Origin of the sequence: Bradyrhizobium sp. AZCC 1578, assembly GCF_036924675.1 — a bacterium.
Taxonomy (GTDB): Bacteria; Pseudomonadota; Alphaproteobacteria; order Rhizobiales; family Xanthobacteraceae; genus Bradyrhizobium.
The window spans coordinates 7115557-7133725 of the sequence record NZ_JAZHRZ010000001.1 but is presented as its reverse complement, the minus strand read 5'-3'; the positions used below and the strand labels follow the sequence as shown (position 1 = coordinate 7133725).

20 protein-coding genes and 1 pseudogene are annotated in these 18169 nt (G+C 62.6%); 13 read left to right on the top strand and 8 right to left on the bottom strand.

All coding sequences use genetic code 11. The features are described from left to right. Positions 1-26: 26 nt before the first annotated feature. Positions 27-998, bottom strand: a complete 972-nt coding sequence (locus V1290_RS33885; protein WP_334368379.1) for an SDR family oxidoreductase — start codon at positions 996-998, stop codon at positions 27-29. Between the two features lie 61 nt (positions 999-1059). After that, positions 1060-1584 (bottom strand): MarR family winged helix-turn-helix transcriptional regulator, encoded by a 525-nt coding sequence (locus V1290_RS33880; RefSeq protein ID WP_334368378.1) that lies wholly within the window; start codon positions 1582-1584, stop codon positions 1060-1062. Positions 1585-1767: 183 nt separating this feature from the next. On the opposite strand from V1290_RS33880, the gene V1290_RS33875 reads away from it, so the two are divergent. Further along, entirely contained in the window at positions 1768-2451 is a 684-nt protein-coding gene (locus V1290_RS33875; protein ID WP_334368377.1) for a VOC family protein, read from the top strand. 81 nt (positions 2452-2532) lie between these two features. Next, complete coding sequence (locus V1290_RS33870; RefSeq protein WP_334368376.1) at positions 2533-3030, top strand: cupin domain-containing protein; 498 nt, start codon at positions 2533-2535, stop codon at positions 3028-3030. Between the two features lie 119 nt (positions 3031-3149). Here the strand turns inward: V1290_RS33870 and V1290_RS33865 are convergent, their stop codons facing one another. Together V1290_RS33865 and V1290_RS33860 are read right to left on the bottom strand one after the other, a co-directional pair. Then, positions 3150-4046 (bottom strand): alpha/beta fold hydrolase, encoded by an 897-nt coding sequence (locus V1290_RS33865; RefSeq protein WP_334368375.1) that lies wholly within the window; start codon positions 4044-4046, stop codon positions 3150-3152. Positions 4047-4054: 8 nt separating this feature from the next. After that, positions 4055-4513, bottom strand: coding sequence for a RidA family protein (locus V1290_RS33860; RefSeq protein WP_334368374.1), 459 nt, complete (start codon positions 4511-4513; stop codon positions 4055-4057). A gap of 167 nt (positions 4514-4680) precedes the next feature. Here V1290_RS33860 and V1290_RS33855 point away from each other — a divergent pair, with 167 nt between their 5' ends. From V1290_RS33855 to V1290_RS33845, 3 genes are read left to right on the top strand one after another with little or no spacing between them, the layout of a single operon-like run. Further along, entirely contained in the window at positions 4681-5145 is a 465-nt protein-coding gene (locus V1290_RS33855) for an Rrf2 family transcriptional regulator (RefSeq protein WP_334368373.1), read from the top strand. Further along, a complete protein-coding gene (locus tag V1290_RS33850) occupies positions 5135-5836 on the top strand; it encodes a class I SAM-dependent methyltransferase (protein ID WP_334368372.1) in 702 nt (233 codons plus the stop codon). The genes V1290_RS33855 and V1290_RS33850 overlap by 11 nt, the downstream gene beginning before the upstream one ends. Before the next feature lie 45 nt (positions 5837-5881). Next, entirely contained in the window at positions 5882-6379 is a 498-nt protein-coding gene (locus V1290_RS33845; RefSeq protein ID WP_334368371.1) for a peptide deformylase, read from the top strand. Between the two features lie 45 nt (positions 6380-6424). Here the strand turns inward: V1290_RS33845 and V1290_RS33840 are convergent, their stop codons facing one another. Continuing rightward, a complete protein-coding gene (locus V1290_RS33840; RefSeq protein WP_334368370.1) occupies positions 6425-7636 on the bottom strand; it encodes an MFS transporter in 1212 nt (403 codons plus the stop codon). A 319-nt stretch (positions 7637-7955) separates the two neighbouring features. On the opposite strand from V1290_RS33840, the gene V1290_RS33835 reads away from it, so the two are divergent. The 3 genes from V1290_RS33835 to V1290_RS33825 all read left to right on the top strand — a co-directional run bounded on the left by V1290_RS33835 (position 7956) and on the right by V1290_RS33825 (position 9399). Next, positions 7956-8390 (top strand): antitoxin Xre/MbcA/ParS toxin-binding domain-containing protein, encoded by a 435-nt coding sequence (locus V1290_RS33835; RefSeq protein WP_334368369.1) that lies wholly within the window; start codon positions 7956-7958, stop codon positions 8388-8390. 2 nt (positions 8391-8392) lie between these two features. Further along, on the top strand, positions 8393-8869 hold the full coding sequence (locus V1290_RS33830; protein ID WP_334368368.1) for an RES family NAD+ phosphorylase: 477 nt from the start codon (positions 8393-8395) through the stop codon (positions 8867-8869). A 137-nt stretch (positions 8870-9006) separates the two neighbouring features. Beyond that, positions 9007-9399 (top strand): VOC family protein, encoded by a 393-nt coding sequence (locus V1290_RS33825; protein WP_334368367.1) that lies wholly within the window; start codon positions 9007-9009, stop codon positions 9397-9399. A 21-nt stretch (positions 9400-9420) separates the two neighbouring features. Here V1290_RS33825 and V1290_RS33820 read toward each other — a convergent pair whose 3' ends face one another. Continuing rightward, positions 9421-12726: a DEAD/DEAH box helicase gene (locus tag V1290_RS33820; RefSeq protein ID WP_334368366.1), complete on the bottom strand. Its 3306-nt coding sequence runs from the start codon at positions 12724-12726 to the stop codon at positions 9421-9423. Positions 12727-12952: 226 nt separating this feature from the next. Then, positions 12953-13427 (bottom strand): annotated as a pseudogene (locus tag V1290_RS33815) (VOC family protein). A 195-nt stretch (positions 13428-13622) separates the two neighbouring features. On the opposite strand from V1290_RS33815, the gene V1290_RS33810 reads away from it, so the two are divergent. The 4 genes from V1290_RS33810 to V1290_RS33795 all read left to right on the top strand — a co-directional run bounded on the left by V1290_RS33810 (position 13623) and on the right by V1290_RS33795 (position 16195). Beyond that, positions 13623-13973 (top strand): hypothetical protein, encoded by a 351-nt coding sequence (locus tag V1290_RS33810; protein ID WP_334368365.1) that lies wholly within the window; start codon positions 13623-13625, stop codon positions 13971-13973. 226 nt (positions 13974-14199) lie between these two features. Further along, on the top strand, positions 14200-15372 hold the full coding sequence (locus tag V1290_RS33805) for a trans-sulfuration enzyme family protein (RefSeq protein WP_334369260.1): 1173 nt from the start codon (positions 14200-14202) through the stop codon (positions 15370-15372). A 198-nt stretch (positions 15373-15570) separates the two neighbouring features. Further along, positions 15571-15801, top strand: coding sequence for an AbrB/MazE/SpoVT family DNA-binding domain-containing protein (locus V1290_RS33800; protein ID WP_334368364.1), 231 nt, complete (start codon positions 15571-15573; stop codon positions 15799-15801). Further along, complete coding sequence (locus V1290_RS33795) at positions 15791-16195, top strand: PIN domain-containing protein (RefSeq protein WP_334368363.1); 405 nt, start codon at positions 15791-15793, stop codon at positions 16193-16195. The genes V1290_RS33800 and V1290_RS33795 overlap by 11 nt, the downstream gene beginning before the upstream one ends. A gap of 153 nt (positions 16196-16348) precedes the next feature. Here the strand turns inward: V1290_RS33795 and V1290_RS33790 are convergent, their stop codons facing one another. After that, positions 16349-17104, bottom strand: coding sequence for an SDR family oxidoreductase (locus V1290_RS33790; protein WP_334368362.1), 756 nt, complete (start codon positions 17102-17104; stop codon positions 16349-16351). A 139-nt stretch (positions 17105-17243) separates the two neighbouring features. Here V1290_RS33790 and V1290_RS33785 point away from each other — a divergent pair, with 139 nt between their 5' ends. Next, positions 17244-18134: an AraC family transcriptional regulator gene (locus V1290_RS33785; protein WP_334368361.1), complete on the top strand. Its 891-nt coding sequence runs from the start codon at positions 17244-17246 to the stop codon at positions 18132-18134. Positions 18135-18169: the final 35 nt, after the last annotated feature.

Below are 18169 nucleotides of genomic sequence, written 5' to 3'. Positions count from 1 at the left end.
GCCTTCATTCGCTCAATTGCATTGCGCTACCGGTAATCGTCGAGGTCTGCGATCTTGCCACCTTCGCTGACTTCAGCAGTGTAGCGCCAAATGTCGGGCTGTGAGCCGTCTACATCCGTAAAGCCATAGTGGCGGGCGAGTTCGCCGGAGCTGACCGATCTCTGATTCCACCTGCCGCGATCGGGATCGGCAGCGAGCGCAGCCACGGCGCGGCCGACATAACGCGGCGATTCCGACAGCGCGAAATCGGGCGGCGCCTGATGCCTGCCGCCTCCACGCTCCGCCAGCGCCTCGCGCCAGTTCGTTTCGGTGACGCCAAAATTCTCCAGCATCATCTCGGAGCGCAGCCATCCAGGCGTGATCGCAACCGCCGTGGCTCCGTGCGGCGCGAGTTCGTGGCCTTGCGAGTAGGCGAGACGGTTCACGCTCTGCTTGACGAGGTCGTAGAACACCGAGATGCGATAATGCCGCGCATTGTAGTCGGCGGTACCGTCGGTGACTTCGACGAGCAGGCCGCCGGCTTTCTCGATCAACAGCGGCAGCAGATAATGCGATGTCACCAGATGCGTCTCGATGCCGAGCCGCAGAATCCGCAATCCCTTTTGCAGGTCGAGCTTCCAGATCGGCGTATTCCATTCGGCGGGCCCGCCCTTCAGCCGTTCGGCGCCCCAGATGTCGTTCACCAGCACGTCGATGTGGCCATGCTCGGCGCGGATACGCTCGGCCAGTTCCGCGACCTGCAAAGGTTCGAGATGATCAACGGCGATGGCGACGCCTTTGCCGCCGAGGCCGGTCACGAGCTCGGCCGTCTCCTCGATCGTCTCCGGCCGGTCATAATCGGATCGCGTTGGAGCACCGGCGCGGGCTCTGCTGCGCCCCGTGCAGATCACCGTCGCGCCCGCCTCTCCCAGCGCGGCGGCAATGCCGCGGCCGGCGCCGCGCGTCGCGCCCGCCACCACGGCGACACATCCGGCGAGCGCGCCTTCATGTGAGACCATGCTCATCTTCCCTCACCTTACGCGCCGCTGCGGTCCGATTGCATCGAGGCGCCTGCGCGCATCATTCCGCTTTCTCTGCCGTCGCCTTGATCAGATTGTCGCGGAGCGTGACGACGTTTTCCTGCAGCCGCGCGAACTCGTCGGGCTTCAGTCCGGTAGAGGCCACGAGATTCATGTGCATGCCCTTCTCGCGCAGCCGGCCGCCAGCCTCGGTCAGGCTGATGCGCACCTGCCGCTCGTCCGCGGGATCACGCTGGCGGCGCAGATAGCCCATCTGCTCCAGCTTTTTCAGGATCGGCGTCAGCGTGTTGGACTCCAGGAACATCTTCTCGCCTAGCTCACTCACGGTCTGGCCGTCCTGCTCCCACAACGCCACGATCGCGATCCATTGCGGGTAGGTCAGGCCGAGTTCATCGAGGCCCTTTTTGTAGGCCCGCCCGAAGGCAAGGTTGGCCGAATAGATCGCAAAACACAGGAAGTCGCCAAGCCGCCGCTCGCCTGCCGCCTGCTTCGGCCTCTGGCTGGCCTTTGAATTGTCTCTCGAATTGTCCCTGGAGCCGGTCCGGGGCCCGTCGCTCAGTTTCATGGAGGTCGTCCTTTCCGACACGAACATGTGAAGCCTCGCATCCATATATATCGCATCCGATTAAATCGGAAGGCTTGACACTGCGGACTGGAGGCGATTTATATCGCATACGATCTTTTCGTACACGATACAAACACGGTACGCCGGAAACATTCCCGCCACCACAACATCGAGGAGAGAACCATGTCAGACCTGAAGGAACGCAACAGCACCACTTCCAAGGCCGCTTCGGCGGTCGACCTGAAGCTCGAAGTCATCGTCATCCCGGTTTCCGACGTTGAACGAGCCAAGCAGTTTTATGCAAACCTCGGCTGGCGGCTCGACGCCGATTTCGCCGGCCCTGACGATTATCGCGTGATCCAGTTCACGCCGCCCGGCTCCAACGCCTCGGTCATTTTCGGCAAGAACGTCACCCCTGCCGCGCCCGGCTCCGCGCAGGGCCTCTATCTGATCGTCTCGGACATCGAGGCCGCTCGCAACGAGTTGCTCGGCCGAGGTGTTGCGGTCAGTGAAGCGTTTCACGCCGGCGGCAACGTGCATGTCGGCTCGGACGAGCCCTATCTGTTCGGGCGGGTCCGGCTGAGCGGCCCGGACCCGGAACGCGGCAGCTATCGCTCCTATGCCTCGTTCAGCGATCCCGATGGCAATGGCTGGCTGCTGCAGGAAGTCACCGCGCGATTGCCCGGGCGCGTCGACGCTAATGCGACGGCCTTCAATTCGTCGGCTGATCTCGCGAGCGCACTGCGCCGTGCGTCGGCTGCCCATGGCGAATACGAGAAGCGCAGCGGACAGCACGATGAGAACTGGCCGGACTGGTACGCCGAATACATCGTCCGCGAACAGAGCGGCCAGCAGCAGGCGGCATGAGCAGGCGAAGCTGTCATCGGCGGTGGCTTGCTCAACGCGTTCGCCGCCGGTGAGCACGCCAACCCAACAAGGAGATTCACCATGCGTTTGCTATCCAAAGGCCTCTCATTCATTTCGCTTCCTGCGCTCGCGCTGGCCGTGACGCTTTCGGCCGGAACGGCATCGGCTCAGACCACACAGAGCGCCGCGGGTGATCGAACCGCAACTTCATCCGAGCGACGCGATGATCTGGCCGGCAAGCTTGTCCGGCGTATCATCCAGCGCGCGCCGTCATCGATCCCAGGCCGCGAGATCGTGCAGGTAGAGACGGAGATTCCTGCAGGCGTCGAATCCGGATGGCACGTTCATCCCGGCGAGGAGGTCGGCTACATCGTCGCCGGCAATGTCGAGATGAAGGTGCAGGGGCGCCCCACCGTCATCCTGCACGCCGGCGATGGCTTCCTCATTCCGCCGCGGACGCCGCACAATGCGCGCGACCTCGGTCCGGAGACCGGGCGGATGCTGTCGACCTATCTCGTCGAGCCCGGCCAACCGCTGGCGACGTTCGTGGAGCAGCACGCCGACAGGGCTGCCCATTGAGACAGTGATCGGCCGGGGCTGTGCCGGACGCGCAGCCTCGCCCTGCTCCACTCCGATCGTCTCCCTGCCGTCTTGCTGATCACGCTGTAAGCCATCCAAATTGACATCGTTGGCGGCCCTCAGCCTTTTGGCTTGCGTAGGAGCATAGACAGCGCCTCGGCCGTCTCCTTCGGTCTTTCTTCCGGAAAGAAATGACCGCCGTCGACCGGCTGTCCTTTCACATCCGCAGACCAGCGCCGCCAGATTGCCAGCGGCCCTCCCTCGCTTTCGTACCACGTCGCAAGCGCGCCTGCCGCACTCCACAGGGCGAGCGTGGGACAGGTGATTTTCCGCCCCGCCTCCTGGTCCAGCCGGTCGTGATCTCGATCGACCGAGGCGGCCGCGCGATATTCCTCGCAAATGGCGTGCGCGTGCGCGGCATCCCGCAGCATGGCGGCATATTCCTGCTGCACGTCCTTGGGAATTGCGTTCGCGGAGCCCCAGTTCGCCGCGGCGTCTGCGACGATGACATCGCCGCAACGGGTGAGGATGGTCTCTGGAAGCGGCGATGGCTGCGCCAGCAGCGCCCATGGCCAGAACCCAAGCGCCAACCGATCATCGGCCCGATCCCACGCCTCGGACACCGGAATGATATCGAGTACGGCCAGCGCATCGACCTTGTCAGGCGCATCCAGCGCCAAGCGCTGCGCGACCCGACCTCCCCTGTCATGACCGATGACCGAAAAGCGCGAATGGCCGAGCCGATCCATCAGCGCCAGCATGTCCGCCGCGAGCGCCCGCTTCGAGTAGGCCGCGTGGTCGGGCGTGCTTTCGGGGCATCCGCTTTGCCCATAGCCCCGCAGATCGGCGCAGACGACGGTGTGTGTCGCAGCCAGGTGTGGCGCGATGTCCCGCCACATCAGGTGGGTCTCGGGAAAGCCGTGCAACAGGAGAATCGGCGGCCCGGAGCCTGCCCGGCGCGCGAAGAGCCGCGCTGCACCGGTGTCGATTTCGACCGACGTAAAGCCCTCGAACATCGCAACGCTCAACCCGGCAGTGCGGCGACGGCGACGATCTCGACAACGAGGTCGGGATGCGCCAGCGCTGCGACCCCGATCACCTCTGATGGCGGCGGGTTGTTATAGCTGCAATGCTTCGGGCAATGCTCGGCGAAGAATTCGTCCATCACGTCGAGGCGAAAATTGGGAGAGCTGAGGACGCCACCGTTCGGAAACGGTCCCTTGACGTACTGGGTGATCTTGACGAGGTGATCGAGCGAACTGCCGAGCTCTTCCAGATCCGCTTTGATGTTAGCGAGAATCAAGCGCCACTGTGTTGCGGCGTCACCGGCCGCACCGCCCTTGGCGTTCTCGGGATCATAATTTTCAGTGGTGGCTGTGTTACCGGCCAGAAAGACATAGCCCTTTGCGCCGGTGACGACCGTGCCCTTTCCCCAGGGCATCAGCCGGCCGCCCTTCATCTTCTTGTGCGTGACGAGCTGCATCGCTGTCTCCTGCAGACGAGCCCCGCCCCGATCGGTCCGATCTAGAACCCGACACTACGAAAATGGTTCGCCTCAAGACTGCGTATATGGGTCCACGTTCTCGCTGCGCGAAGCGGGATGACAGAGTCGGCTTGACCTGCCGCGTATCATGCAATATCAATAGTTACATGAAACGAGACAGTAGACTTTCAGGCGTGCTCCACGTGCTGCTGCACATGGCCGAGCGGAAGGAGCCGGTGACTTCCGACGTGCTCGCACGGGCCATGGACACCAATCCCGTGGTGATCCGGCGGATCATGTCCGGACTGCGCGATCAGGGCTATGTGCGATCGGAGAAAGGCCATGGCGGCGGGTGGACCCTTGCCCGCGACCTCGCGACAGTATCGCTGCGGGATGTCTATCAGGCGCTCGGCCAACCTTCGCTGTTCGCCATGGGAAACAGAACGGAAGCCCCGGGCTGTCTTGTCGAACAGGCCGTGAATGCTGCGCTCGACCGGGCGTTCGACGAGGCGGAGGCGCTGTTGCTCTCACGTCTTAAGGATGTGACGCTTGCAATGTTGAGCGCCGATTTTCAGAAGCGCCTGGGCGACCGGCGCAACCGTCATCGTCTGGAGATCGCCCATGCATCATGACGCGGCCGCCAACGCCTTGTTGGCCCCCTTCTCCGATCCCGACGCGGTCGCGCGCTATGCGGATGGACCGCCGCGCTTCGTGCCCGGCTTTGCGGACCTTCACCGCATGACCCGCATCCTGCTGGCGGAACAGGCTGCGCAAGACGCGCGGGTGCTGGTGCTCGGCGCGGGTGGAGGCCTGGAGTTGACGGCGTTGGCGGAGGCAGAACCGCACTGGAGGTTCGTTGGCATCGATCCGGCCTCCGAAATGCTGAAGCTGGCCGAGCAGATGCTGGGCCCGTTCAATGCGCGCGTGCAGTTGCAACAGGGTTATATCGACGATGCGCCAGATGGGCCGTTCGATGCCGCCACCTGTCTGCTCACGCTGCATTTCCTCGATGTCGACGAACGGCGGCGGACGACCAGGGAAATCCATCGCCGTCTCAGATCCGGAGCGCCGTTCGTGGCCGCCCATTCCAGTTTTCCGCAACAGGACAGCGAGCGCGCGCGATGGCTATCGCGCTATGCCGCCTATGCGATCGCCTCCGGCGCCGATCCGAACCACGCCAACACGGCGCGTGCGGCGGTCGAGGCGCGCTTGCCCGTGCTCAGTCCAGAGCAGGATGCGCAAATTCTGCGTGAGGCCGGGTTCCGGGATGTGGAGTTGTTCTACGCCGCCTTTACCTGGCGCGGCTGGATTGCGTATGCGTGAAGCGTGGTAGTCAGGCACCCTGATTCAGCCGTCCAGCAACAAATCATGACCATCCGTCCGATTGTCAGATATCCCGACCCCCGGCTTGCGCTCCCGGCGCAGCCGGTGACCGTGTTTGACGACGCGCTGCGCGACCTGGCCAGAGACCTGCTCGAGACGATGCACAACGCGCCTGGCATCGGGATAACCGCACCGCATATCGGCATTTCCCTGCGGGTGGTGCTACTGGATCTTGATCCCATCGACGGTGCCCGGACTTACGTCAATCCCGAGATCATTTGGGCCTCGCCCGAAATGATCGTGCACCAGGAAGGCAGCGTCTCGATGCCGGGGGTTAATGACGAAGTGCGGCGTCATGCGCGCGTTCGGATCAGCTATCACGACGTCGACGGCAATTCACACACCGAAGAATCCGATGGGCTCCGCGCCGTCTGCCACCAGCACGAGATCGACCAGCTCAATGGCCTGTTCTGGATTCAGCGACTATCCCGCCTGAAGCGCGAGCGGTTGATCAAGCGTTTCGAGAAGCTCTCGCGGGGCTGAAGATAGATTGGGCGGAATGCTCTGCTATTCCGCCCTGCCCTGCCTTTACGCTGGCACCGGCGCAGCGCGTGCCACCATCATCGGCCTGAACGTCATCATGATCAGGAATGCGCCGAGCCCCATGATCCACGAGCCGATATAGAGCCAAGCGTAGCTGGCAAACGTGTCGTAGATCAAACCGCCGGCCAAGGGTCCCGTCGCCATGCCGAGGCTGCCGGCCATCGCGGTGCCGCCGATCACGGTGCCCATCATCCGCAACGGAAAGTTTTCGCGCACGAGCACGGCATAGAGCGGCATGGTGCCGGCATAGAGGAAGCCGAACAGCGCGGCAACCGCATAGAACGCGGCGAGATCGCGCACGAAGACATAACCGAGTGCGCCGAACGCCTGCGCCAGCAAGCCAAAGACGAGCACGCGCTTGGCGCCAAAACGATCGCCGAGCAGGCCGAAGGCGATACGGCCGCCCATCCCCGCCAGGCCCTCGATGCTGTAGATGGTGACGGCGGCGATCATCGGGATGCCGCAACTGATGGCGTAGCTCACGGTATGGATGATCGGGCCCGAATGGGTGGCGCAGCAGAAGAAATTCGTCAGCAGCAGGATGATGAATTGCGGCGAGCGCAGCGCCTGCGCCAGCGTCATCTCCGGTTCCGCCGGCGCGCTCGATGGCGCGGACGCCCCGCTCTCAAGCGCCGGCGCGCGGCGCACCAGCAACGAAACCGGGACCATGATCGCGGCGACGACGAGCGCCACGATCTGCATCGAGGTCCGCCAGTCATGATTCGAGACCAGCCAGGCGGCAAGCGGCGACATGGTCATCGGCGCCATCCCCATGCCTGCCGAGACCAGCGAGACCGCAAGGCTGCGATGGGTATCGAACCAGCCGGTCACGCAAGCCATCATCGGCGCGAAGATCGCAGCCGTGGCGCCGCCGACCATCAGCCCGAAGACGAATTGAAACACGACCAGTGAGGTCGCAAGGCTCGCCAGTCCCAGGCTTGCCGCGAGCACGACCGAACCGGTCAGCACCACCGGCAGTGGCCCCAGCCGGTCGGACAAGTTGCCCCAGATCATGCTGGTGAAGGCCATCGCGAGGAAGCCGATCGTCATCGCGCTGGATACGCCCGTCACCGACCAGCCGGTATCCCGCGCGATCGGCTGCAAAAACACCGGCAGCGAAAACATGCCCCCGATCGCGACACAGCCAAGCAGGCCCCCGGCCGCGACGATCACCCAGCGATAGCGAGAATTGGTCATTCCTGATCTCCTGACAGCCTGTTCGGCTGGAAGACGAACAGAATGGGCCGGAGCCGACAGGCCGAGGACCGCCTCAGCTCACTTTTTTGCGAGCGAGGTAGGTTCGTTCTGCGGGTAGACGACGCCAACCTGTGGGCCACCGGTCCCAGTGCAAGGACTTATCGAGCCCAAGCTTCTCAGCGATGAGCATCTCGCAACGTCGAAGAAGACGTCCGCGAGTTCGACGTCGCCGTCAATCCCAGGATCACGACGAATGATATCGCCCTTGACTAGGTCTCATCCGAGGCATATTTTTGTCTCACCTGATTTAGAGGTTCCCGTGAGCCATCAAACCGCGATCCTGGCCGGTCTGCTCGGCGTCAAGCCGAAGAACACAGAGACGACGCTTACCCTCGCCCGTTCCGTGGAGAAGGGCCTGCCGGTATCGGCGTTGGATAAATTCGCCGGCCGCGTGTCCCCGCAGGACGTCCGTCACTTCACCTATCGCGTGGTGCCGAAGCCGACGCTGGAACGGCGGCGCAAGGAAAAGCAGCATCTGACGACCGAAGAGAGCGACCGGCTCGCGCGTGTCGCAAAAGTGTTCGCCTTCGGCCTCGAAGTGTTTCGCGACGAGGCCAAGGTGCGCGATTTTCTCAACCGGCCACACCCTATGCTTGAAGACAAGACCCCGCTCGAACTGGCCTTGGCAACCGGCCCCGGGGCGGACGCCGTCGTCAACCTGCTCGGGCGTACAGCCTATAGCGGCGGCGTCTAGGCGTGCCGAAGAGCGATCGTGTCCTGACATGCTATCGCATCGGGGATCCGGACGGCGCCTACCCCGTGTACGATGCCGAGGGATCGCGCCTCTACCCGGGCCGGTGGAATACGCGTACCAGCCCGATGATCTACGCATCCGAGCACTATTCCACCGCCATGCTCGAGAAGCTGGTGCATGCTAATCTGGTGATGCCCGCCAACCAGCACTTCATCGTGATCACGATACCAAACGGCGTGTCGTATGAAGTTTTCCAAGCTGCGGCGCATCCCGGCTGGGATTCACGCAACGAAACGATCTGCAAGAGCTTCTGCCAGAAATGGTACGAGGAGAAGCGTTCGGCGCTCCTGATCGTCCCCTCGATCCCGGCGCGGCTGGAGCGCAACTTTCTGATCAACCCGGCTCATGCCGATGCCAGGAACATCACGCACACCCTACCCGAGCCGGTGTGGTGGGATGTGCGGCTTTATGGGAGGTAGCTAGTCCGATCGGCGAATACCCTGCGCTATTCACCCTGCTTGCCATCGGTTTCGTCAATGGAACGATACAACCTGCGCCCCAGTTAACCAGCTCCACGCCGCAGAACGATGAAGCTGTTCCAGCCTGGGAGATCGCCATGGCCATCCACTTCAATCATACGATTCATTCGACCCACGATAGCAAGGCGTCGGCAACCTTCCTGGCCGAGATGCTCGGTCTCCCCGCCCCGCGAAAGTGGGGACCGTTTTATATGGTCACCACCGAAAACGGCGCCAATCTCGACTACATGGATGTCGACGGCGACGTTACTCCGCAGCACTATGCATTTCTGACCAGCGAAAGCGAGTTTGACGAGATCCTCGGCCGAGTCCGGGAACGGCAGCTTCCCTACTGGGCCGACCCTGGACGGACGCAACCGGGCAAGATCAACCACCACGACGGTGGGCGTGGCATCTACTTCCAGGAGAAGAACGGGCATCTTCTTGAAGTTATTACCCGCGAGTACGGCAGCGGCGGCTGGAATCCCTGACGGCGCCTTCCGCCCACGTGCTCAATCCTCGAACAATGCCCGCACGTCCTCTTCCGTGAGCGCTGATGCGATCCGTCCGTCGCAATCGAACAGGCTATCGGCCAAGGCACGCTTCCGTTCCTTGAGCTCTTCCATTTTCTCTTCGACGGTGCCGGCAGCCACCAGCCGGTAGACGAAAACCGCCTTGTCCTGCCCCATGCGGTGGGCACGATCGATCGCCTGTTCCTCGACGGCGGGATTCCACCAGGGGTCAAAGATGATCACGGTATCCGCCGCCGTCAGGTTGAGGCCGACGCCGCCGGCCCTAAGGCTGACCAGGAAAACGTCGTTCGTCCCGTTCTGAAAACCGTCGATCGCGTGCTTGCGGTCCTTGGTCTCTCCAGTCAACACGCCATAGCGCACGCGTTCCGCGTCCAGGCGTTTTCGAACCAGGTCGAGCATGGAGGTAAATTGCGAGAAGACGATGATCTTCCGGCCCTCGCTCAGCAGCTCCAGCACCATTTCCATCAATCGGTCGAGCTTGGCCGACGGCCGCGCGACACTGTCGTCGAGCTTCAGCAGCGAGGGATCGCAACAGACCTGCCGCATTCTCAGCAACGCTTCGAGCACGACGATGTGGCTTTTGGCCAGGCCGCGCTGCTGGATTGCCTTGCGAACCTTTTCTGACATCGACAGGCGGATCGCATCGTAGAGATCGCGCTGGCTCCCCTCCAGGACGATCCGCTCGACGATTTCGCTCTTGGCAGGCAGCTCCGCCGCCACCTCCGCCTTGGTCCGGCGCAGCAGAAACGGCCTGACCCGCCGGGCCAGCGCGGCCGCACGGACCTTGTCGGCGCGCTTCTCGATCGGGGTCCGCCACTGACGGGAAAAGCCGGCCTTGTCGCCGAGAAAGCCGGGGTTGGCGAAACTCATGATCGACCAGAGTTCGCCAAGATGATTTTCCATCGGCGTCCCCGTCAGACAGAAGCGGTGCCGCGCCTTGACGTCGCGCAGCCATCGGGTGGTCGCAGCGTCGGGATTCTTGATCGTTTGCGCTTCGTCCAGCACCGCCATGTGCCAATCGCGAGACAACAGGACCTCCCGGTCGCGCGCGATCAGCGGATAGGTGGTCAGCACCACATCATGCTCGGGAATGGCCGCAAAGCTGTGCTTGCGATCGGGACCATGCAGCACCAGGACTTTCAGGTCAGGCGCGAATTTCTGCGCTTCGTTGAACCAGTTGGTCATCAGGCTGGTCGGTGCGACGATCAGAGCCGGTTGTGTGAGAGCCCCGCGCGCCTTTTCCAGCGCAAGAAGGGCCAGGATCTGCACGGTCTTGCCGAGCCCCATATCGTCGGCCAGCACGCCGCCTAGATCGCTTTCGCGGAGCAGATCGAGCCAGGCCACGCCTTGCGCCTGATAGGGCCGAAGTCCGGCGCGAAAGCTTTCCGGCAGGCGCGGATCGCTCAAGCCATGGGCTTGAACCAGACCGGCGAGACGACGAAGATTGTCAGCGCCCCGGAAGACGAATTTGTCGTTCTCAACCCCGAGCAGCGGCGCCACGTCTGCCCGTGACAGCTTCAGCTTTCCCGAACCGTCTGGGGAAATCCCGCTCAGGTTCAGACCATGCAGCGCCAATATCAGCGGAAGAAAGCGATCGGCGGCCAATGAAACATGGCGGCCGTCGGCAAGCGGCAGATAGAAATGATCGCCGCTCTCGGCGAGTTGCTTGATCCGATCGGCGGTGAAGTCAGGCGCAGAAACCAGCGCAGCCACCATCGGCGCAAGGTCGCGACGCTCGCCGTCGATTTCGATTCCGAGCGCCAGTTCGAACCAGTCGATACCGCTGGAATTCAGCTCCGCATCGAAGTCGCCCGATGCCGCCAGCCGATGGGGAAAGTCGTCATCGATATGGATCTCGAAACCCTGCGCTCGCAGCTCAGCCGCCTCGAGGTTGAGAAAGTCGAGCCAGTCATAGGGCTCGTCGAGTGTCAGGTCACGGCCATGGCGGGAATCGAGAAAGGGAAACTTCGCCCTCGCCTCGACGAACCCGAGATCGGTCAGGCGTCTGCGGGCCTCTTTCTCCTTCGGCTGACGGCGCTTGATCGCGTAGACCTGTCCGGCGTGAAATGCTTCCACCCGGCTCGCCCGTTCCGATAGATCGATCTCGATCGGGCCGTAGCGGAAGCCGAGATGAGCGACCGCGACCTGGCCACTGTTTGCTCGCGCCTCGCGGTAGTAGAAGGAGACCTCGCTCATCCGACCCTGTTGCAGCCGCAATACCGGGACCGGTTGCTCGTCGATCTGCATCGCGGCCGCCGGCGTCGCCGGCAACAGGCCGTGATGACGTTCCGGCAGACGCTGGCCGAGACGCCGCGACACTTCCATAACCTGGGCGCGCGGAATCTCCGGCGCCGACAAGAGCTGGCGGGCAAGCCGAGGCGGCAAGCTCAGCTCTACCGGTCCGATGGTCCCGGCGGACTCATCCACATAGACCGGCGGCTCGGCATTGAGCGCAATCGTTCCCGGCACGAGAAGGCAGGGAGCAATACCGCGCTTGCTGGCCTGGCGCCATTCGATCCGACCCTCGCGCTTGTCTCCCCATCGCAGCGGCTGTCGCTTATGGTCGAGCCAATAGGCACGACCCGTCGCGACGATCCGCTGCAATAGCTCGCCCGAAAGCGGCCGTTGGCTGTAGTAAACTCCTCGGGACGTAGCCGAAATTTGACTTAAAATATCGATGTCGCTGTCGCGGTAATATTTCGGCGCCCGCTCGGATGCAAAATCGGACACGCTGGGTTGGGAGTAGTTGCCGCCGAAATCGCCGCCTTTCAGCACCCTGACCGAGAGCAGCGATACGGCCAGAAGTGGGGTCTGTACGCCCTCGTGGGCGGGATGCAGACGATAAAGCAGCCGCTGGTTCAGTTCAGCGGGATAATCGTCGCCGCGCACCGCGTTTCCGATATTCTCAAGCCAGCTAACGACTTCATAGCCCAGCACGGGCGGCAGGGTTGCCGCAGCTTGCTCGGTCGCCGTCGAACCGACCGATGACGGCTTACCGCTGGTGGCTTCGAGCAGGGTTGCTGCCACATGCTTGCAATTGAAGGACATCGGACAGCTACATTCGCCGTCGAGGTCAGTGAGCCGATCGTCACTGAATTCAAGTTGAATATCGACGCGATATTCGTTCGATCCGCTCCCTCGCACCTTGGCACGAAGGTGCGTCAGGTCTTCGCTGACCTCCAGTCCCTTGACGCGGCCTTGCGCTTGATAGACGTGCGCCTTCTCAAAAGCCGAACGGCTGAAGTAGTCATACAAGTCCTTGCGCTTAAGCAGATTCGAAAGCACGCAATGAAATTCCACGACATAAGCGATTGGCTACATAAGAGGATGATCCGACGTGAGCAAGCTCATAGCCCTAGTCGCACTCGATCGTCCCCGGCGGTTCAACGTCATACACGGCCCGGTTCACACCCCTTGGTTTACTTGTCAATCCCACCAGAAGAACCACCAGTCGGCCGATTTGCCGGGCCGCCGTCCGGAATTTGAAAGTGCTCGCGATTTCTTGCAGCTATCACCCCGCCGCCGCCCGTTCGATCTCCGCGATGTCGATCTTCTTCATCGTCATCATACTGTCCATCGCACGCCTGGCGGCATCGCGATCGGATCCGTTGAAAAGCTCGAGCAACCGCTTGGGCGCGATCTGCCAGGAAAAACCCCAACGGTCCTTGCACCAACCGCAAGGCCTTTCCTCGCCCGCCATTGGCGATGATGGCATTCCAATAGCGGTCGGTATCCTGCTGGCTATCGGTCTGGACCATGAAGCTCACCGCCTCGTTCGGCGTGTAGTTGGGTCCGCCGTTGAGCCCCAGGAAGCGCCGGCCGAGCACGGTGAACTCGACCGTCAGTTCGTCGCCCTGCCCCACGCCCGGCTTGGCGTATGCATGGCCTGCGCCGACCCGGCTATCGGGAAAGGTCGCGGCGTAAAACTCCGCCGCCTCTCGCGCTCTGCCCTGATCGAACCACAGGCATGTTACGAGCTCGGCCATCGCAATCTCCTATCAATAACTCACGCCGTCGACTGGCTTCGAGGGTAGCGCCCGGGCATTCACGCCACCGGCGAAGCGAGCCTCCCCCCATTAAGCTTACGCCTTAACCAATAATTAATTATGGCTTTGCGGGCACGAAAGGCTCAGCTTAGCGTTTTGGCAATGCTGCTCAGTAACCTACGATGGGTGAGTGCCATGACCTATAGAACGACGTTTATCGCGTCTCTCAGTGCAGTCGCGCTTGTCCTTGCCGCGGGCGAGGCATTTGCCGATCCGGGCGTGGCGCGCGGCGCAGGCGTTGCGCCGTCGCGTCCGGCTTTCCCGGCATTCCCCAAATCGGGGCACCATCACCATCATCACCGGGGCGTAAGCGGTTTCTGGCCGGCCGGCGGCGTTGTCTATGGTCTGTCGAATGAGGTCGACCGACCGGTCATCGTGGAGACTCCGCCACTCAAAACATCGGACGATATCCGCTTCACGTGCGTGTACGATATTCCCTGGGATTACGTCCATCGATGTCCGCAGTTCACCACGCCTCGGCAATAGTTTGAGAGCATCTGTGTGGACGCTGCTCCGCAATGCAGCCTCGGGCTGACGGCGGCGCGCAAATGTTGTGCGTACCAATGAGACCAGAGCCCGGTTCTGATCGAATCAGAGCCGGGCTTTAGATTCTGGTTCAGGCTTTCGCTGGAGAACGCTCTTATGCATGCATGCCCGGGCCTGCTCCGGCCGTGCGCCTCGTCGCATGCCCCGCCATTACGGAGAAATTTCCATGAATGACCAGACCCTCGTAGTCCAGTCCATGAAGGTCAGTACGCACGGCTTTGCGAGTCTCGCCGTGCCGACGTATCGCGCCTCCACCATCGTCTTCGACTCCGCCGAAGAGTACCGGAATCGCGGCAAGCGGGCGCCGGACGGCTACAGCTACGGCCTGTATGGCACCCCGACGACGCGAGAACTCGAGCAGAAATTGACGGCTCTCGAGAACGGTGTCCGCACCTTCCTCACCCCCTCCGGGCAAGCGTCAAACGCCTTCGCATTGCTCGCATTGTTGTCGGCCGGAGACCGCCTGCTTATGGCCGACAACGTGTACCCTGCCACGCGCGACTTTGCTGATCGCGACCTCCGAAAGTTTGGCATTGACACCATCTTCTTCGATCCGACGTCGCCGGAGGACCTTGCCGGCAAGCTCCGCGGCGGTGCGAAGATGGTCTGGTGCGAGCAGCCGGGGTCTACGACTATGGAGGTAACGGACTTACCGCGCCTTGCCGAACTGAGCCATGCGGCGGGCGCGCTGGTCGGATGCGACAATACCTGGGCAACACCGCTCAACCTGAAGCCGCTCGATCTTGGCGCGGACATCGTCACCGAAGCGCTCACAAAATACGTCGCCGGCCATTCCGACGTCTTCATGGGGTCTATCACGGTGCGCGACGAGAAATTCGTCGAGACGATGCGTTCAACCCTTGGCCGCTATGGCATAGGCGCCTCGCCCGACGACGCCTCCCTCGTGCTTCGAGGCATGGAAACGCTGGCCGTCAGGCTATCCTACAGCTCCCGGGTGGCGACTGACATTGCCTCGTGGCTCGCCTCACAGCCGTTGGTCGAGGCGGTGCTCTTCCCGCCGCTGCCGCAATCGCCGGGCCACACCCTCTGGAAGCGCGACTTCCGAGGCGCGAGCGGTGTGTTCAGCGTGATCTTTCGGCGAGGTATGGCAGCCCGCGTGCCTCAAGCTCTCGATACGCTGCGTATATTCTCGATCGGAGCTTCCTGGGGAGGAACGCGCAGCCTTGTGGCACCGATGCCCGTCATACAGCATCGCAGCGTCACGCCCTGGCCCCACGACGATTTGGTTTTGCGCTTCAGCATCGGGCTAGAGGCGGAACAGGACCTCCATGCAGACGTCGAAAGGCTCTTGCAGAGATTGTCAGCGGATCCGCTGTGAACCACGGAGAAGCTCGTGGCGTAATAGCGAAGGCTATTCCCTAGTTAATCCAACTTCATCATTGCGAGGGCAACAGATCGCGCGAAAGGAGGCCCGATGACAGGCTCGGCGATTCCGTCTTTCGAGCTGCCTCCTTGACCTTCGTCATCATTGGATATACATATTGTATGATGTATATCCAGCAGACAGAGAGATCGCATGCAGGTCGCCAAATGGGGAAATAGTCTCGCGGTTCGCCTTCCCGCCGTCGTGGTTGAAGCGCTTGGGCTCAGGGAAGGCGATGAAATCGAGATCCACGTGACTGCCGAACGACAGTTCGGTGTGGCGCGCAAGTCAGGCCGCGACGAGCTGTTGAAACGCCTTCGCGCCTTCCGCGGCCGTCTCCCTGCCGATTTCAAGTTCGACAGAGACGAGGCGAATGCCCGTTAGTTTTTTCGACACCAATGTCCTCGTCTACCTCGCATCCGGCGATGCCGCCAAGGCCGATCGGGCGGAGGCCACGATTGCCGATGGCGGCTCGATCAGCGTGCAGGTTCTCAACGAACTTACCAACGTTGCGCGCCGCAAGATGCGCATGTCGTGGGACGAGACGCACGCGTTCCTGAATATGTTGCGCGGCCTGCTGACTGTCCATCCCCTCACCGTCGAGACCTACGAAACCGGACTCCGCCTCGCCGAGCGATACGGCCTTTCCATTTATGACGCGATGATAGCCGCTTCGGCGGTTCACGCCGGTTGCGATACACTCTGGTCCGAGGACTTGCAGGACGGGATGGCGCTGGACGAAGGCCTGCGCATCATCAATCCATTTCGGGGTGCTTAGCTAGCAGCCGCAGGGTGGGCAAAGGCGCTATCGCGCCGCGCCCACCATCTGTCATCACGTACGCTTTTCTAATCCAACCGACGTCGGAGGTCCGGTCGGGGGCGCTTGCGCGCACCGCACCAACATTAGCGTCAACGCGCTCAGGCGTATCGGTCAGATGACCTGGCCGCCGGAGACTTCGATCCGCTGGGCGTTGATCCAACGATTGTCCTCGCGGAGCAGGCTCGCGATCATCGGGCCGATGTCATCGGGCTGGCCGACACGGCCGAGGCTGGTCATGCCCGCGAAGGTCTTGTTGAGATCCGGCGTATCCCGGACGGCGCCGCCGAGGAAGTCGGTTTCGATCGCGCCCGGTGCCACCGTGTTGACCGCAATGCCGCGGCTGCCGAGCTCCTTCGCCATGTAAACGCTGAGCACTTCCACCGCACCTTTCGCCGCCGCATAGGCAGAGAAGCCGGGGAAGGACACGCGGGTCAGGCCGGTGGAAAGATTCACGATCCGGCCGCCATCGGCGATCAGCGGCAGCAGCGCCTGGGTGAGAAAGAACACGCCCTTGAAGTGAACGTTGACCAGTCTGTCGAACTGCGTCTCGGTCGTCTCGGCGATCGACGCCATGTCGCCATGGCCGGCATTGTTCACGAGGTGATCGAATCTGTCGCGCTGCCAGGTTTTCCGAAGCATCGTCCGCAGCCGATCGGCGAACGAGGCGAAAGTAGAGACATCGCTGACGTCGAGCTGCAGGGCAATCGCCTTGCGGCCGATCGCCGCGATCTCGGCGACAACGGCTTCGGCGTCTTGCTGCCGGCTTTGATAGGTGATGATGACATCGCTGCCCTTGCGGGCGATGTTGAGCGCCGTGTTCCGGCCGAGCCCGCGGCTTGCACCGGTAATGAGGACGATCTTGGTCATTGGTCAGACTCCTTTTTGCATGCGTGACCACGCCGATATGGCGCACGCGAGCCAGCCTTAGTTGCCGGAACCTCGATGATCCTTGCCTAATCCTCCAGATCGAATTTACGCGTCAATCCGGGCGCGATAGGATGGCCGCATGACCGACACGCTCCTCAAGGCTGTTCGCCGCTATGCACAGGCCAATGCCGATCCGGCCGGGATTGCCCGGACTCCCATTGCCGGTCTGACGGCCATTCGTGCGACTGCACCCAGCGGCCTCGACTACGCGATCTCCCGACCGCTCGTCTGTCTCGTGCTGCAGGGAACCAAGCACGTGACGATGGGCAATCGGGCCTTCACGTTCAGCGCGGGTGACTCTTTGCTGGTCACGGCTGACGTTCCAACGGTGAGCCAGGTCAAGCGGGCGAGCATCGCCTCGCCCTACTTCGCGCTCGTGTTGGACCTCGACCCGGCGGTGATCGCAGAGCTCGCCGTGGAGATGAAAGCCGTGCCGACCGCCGACGGCGCGCCCGTGCACTGGGAGCCGACCGATGCCGAGGTCACCGACGCGGCCCTTCGGCTGATGCGCCTGATTGAGCGCCCGGCGTCCGTGCCGGTGCTGCGCGCACAGTTGATACGTGAGATGCATTACTGGCTTCTGACCGGACGGCACGGAGAGGCGATCCGGCGTCTTGGCTGGCCGGACGGTCACGTGCAGCGAGTGGCGCGCGCGGTCGCGGTGCTTCGGGCCAAGTTCGCTCAGCCATTACGGGTCGAGCAACTGGCGGCCGTTTCCGGGATGAGCCCGTCGTCCTTCCATCAGCATTTCCGGGCCGTGACGTCGCTTTCGCCGCTGCAGTTCCAGAAACAATTGCGCCTGATCGAGGCGCGACGCCTGATGTTGTCCGACGGGATGGCCGCGAGCAGCGCGGCCTTTGCGGTCGGCTACGAGAGCGTGTCGCAGTTCACCCGGGAATACGGCCGCCTGTTCGGCTTGCCGCCGGGCCGGGAGACCAAGGCAGCGAGAGGGAACGTCCAGGCCGCCTGATTTCACCCTGCGCACTGCTCACCAGTTCGTCACGA

Coding starts and splice junctions, on each gene's coding strand:
- V1290_RS33785 (WP_334368361.1), top strand. CDS start 17,244: ATGACCGACACGCTCCTCAAGGCTGTTCGCCGCTATGCACAGGCCAAT.
- V1290_RS33850 (WP_334368372.1), top strand. CDS start 5,135: ATGCATCATGACGCGGCCGCCAACGCCTTGTTGGCCCCCTTCTCCGAT.
- V1290_RS33885 (WP_334368379.1), bottom strand. CDS start 998: ATGGTCTCACATGAAGGCGCGCTCGCCGGATGTGTCGCCGTGGTGGCG.
- V1290_RS33805 (WP_334369260.1), top strand. CDS start 14,200: ATGAATGACCAGACCCTCGTAGTCCAGTCCATGAAGGTCAGTACGCAC.
- V1290_RS33860 (WP_334368374.1), bottom strand. CDS start 4,513: ATGCAGCTCGTCACGCACAAGAAGATGAAGGGCGGCCGGCTGATGCCC.
- V1290_RS33825 (WP_334368367.1), top strand. CDS start 9,007: ATGGCCATCCACTTCAATCATACGATTCATTCGACCCACGATAGCAAG.
- V1290_RS33875 (WP_334368377.1), top strand. CDS start 1,768: ATGTCAGACCTGAAGGAACGCAACAGCACCACTTCCAAGGCCGCTTCG.
- V1290_RS33870 (WP_334368376.1), top strand. CDS start 2,533: ATGCGTTTGCTATCCAAAGGCCTCTCATTCATTTCGCTTCCTGCGCTC.
- V1290_RS33840 (WP_334368370.1), bottom strand. CDS start 7,636: ATGACCAATTCTCGCTATCGCTGGGTGATCGTCGCGGCCGGGGGCCTG.
- V1290_RS33855 (WP_334368373.1), top strand. CDS start 4,681: ATGAAACGAGACAGTAGACTTTCAGGCGTGCTCCACGTGCTGCTGCAC.
- V1290_RS33795 (WP_334368363.1), top strand. CDS start 15,791: ATGCCCGTTAGTTTTTTCGACACCAATGTCCTCGTCTACCTCGCATCC.
- V1290_RS33880 (WP_334368378.1), bottom strand. CDS start 1,584: ATGAAACTGAGCGACGGGCCCCGGACCGGCTCCAGGGACAATTCGAGA.
- V1290_RS33800 (WP_334368364.1), top strand. CDS start 15,571: ATGCAGGTCGCCAAATGGGGAAATAGTCTCGCGGTTCGCCTTCCCGCC.
- V1290_RS33790 (WP_334368362.1), bottom strand. CDS start 17,104: ATGACCAAGATCGTCCTCATTACCGGTGCAAGCCGCGGGCTCGGCCGG.
- V1290_RS33865 (WP_334368375.1), bottom strand. CDS start 4,046: ATGTTCGAGGGCTTTACGTCGGTCGAAATCGACACCGGTGCAGCGCGG.
- V1290_RS33845 (WP_334368371.1), top strand. CDS start 5,882: ATGACCATCCGTCCGATTGTCAGATATCCCGACCCCCGGCTTGCGCTC.
- V1290_RS33810 (WP_334368365.1), top strand. CDS start 13,623: ATGACCTATAGAACGACGTTTATCGCGTCTCTCAGTGCAGTCGCGCTT.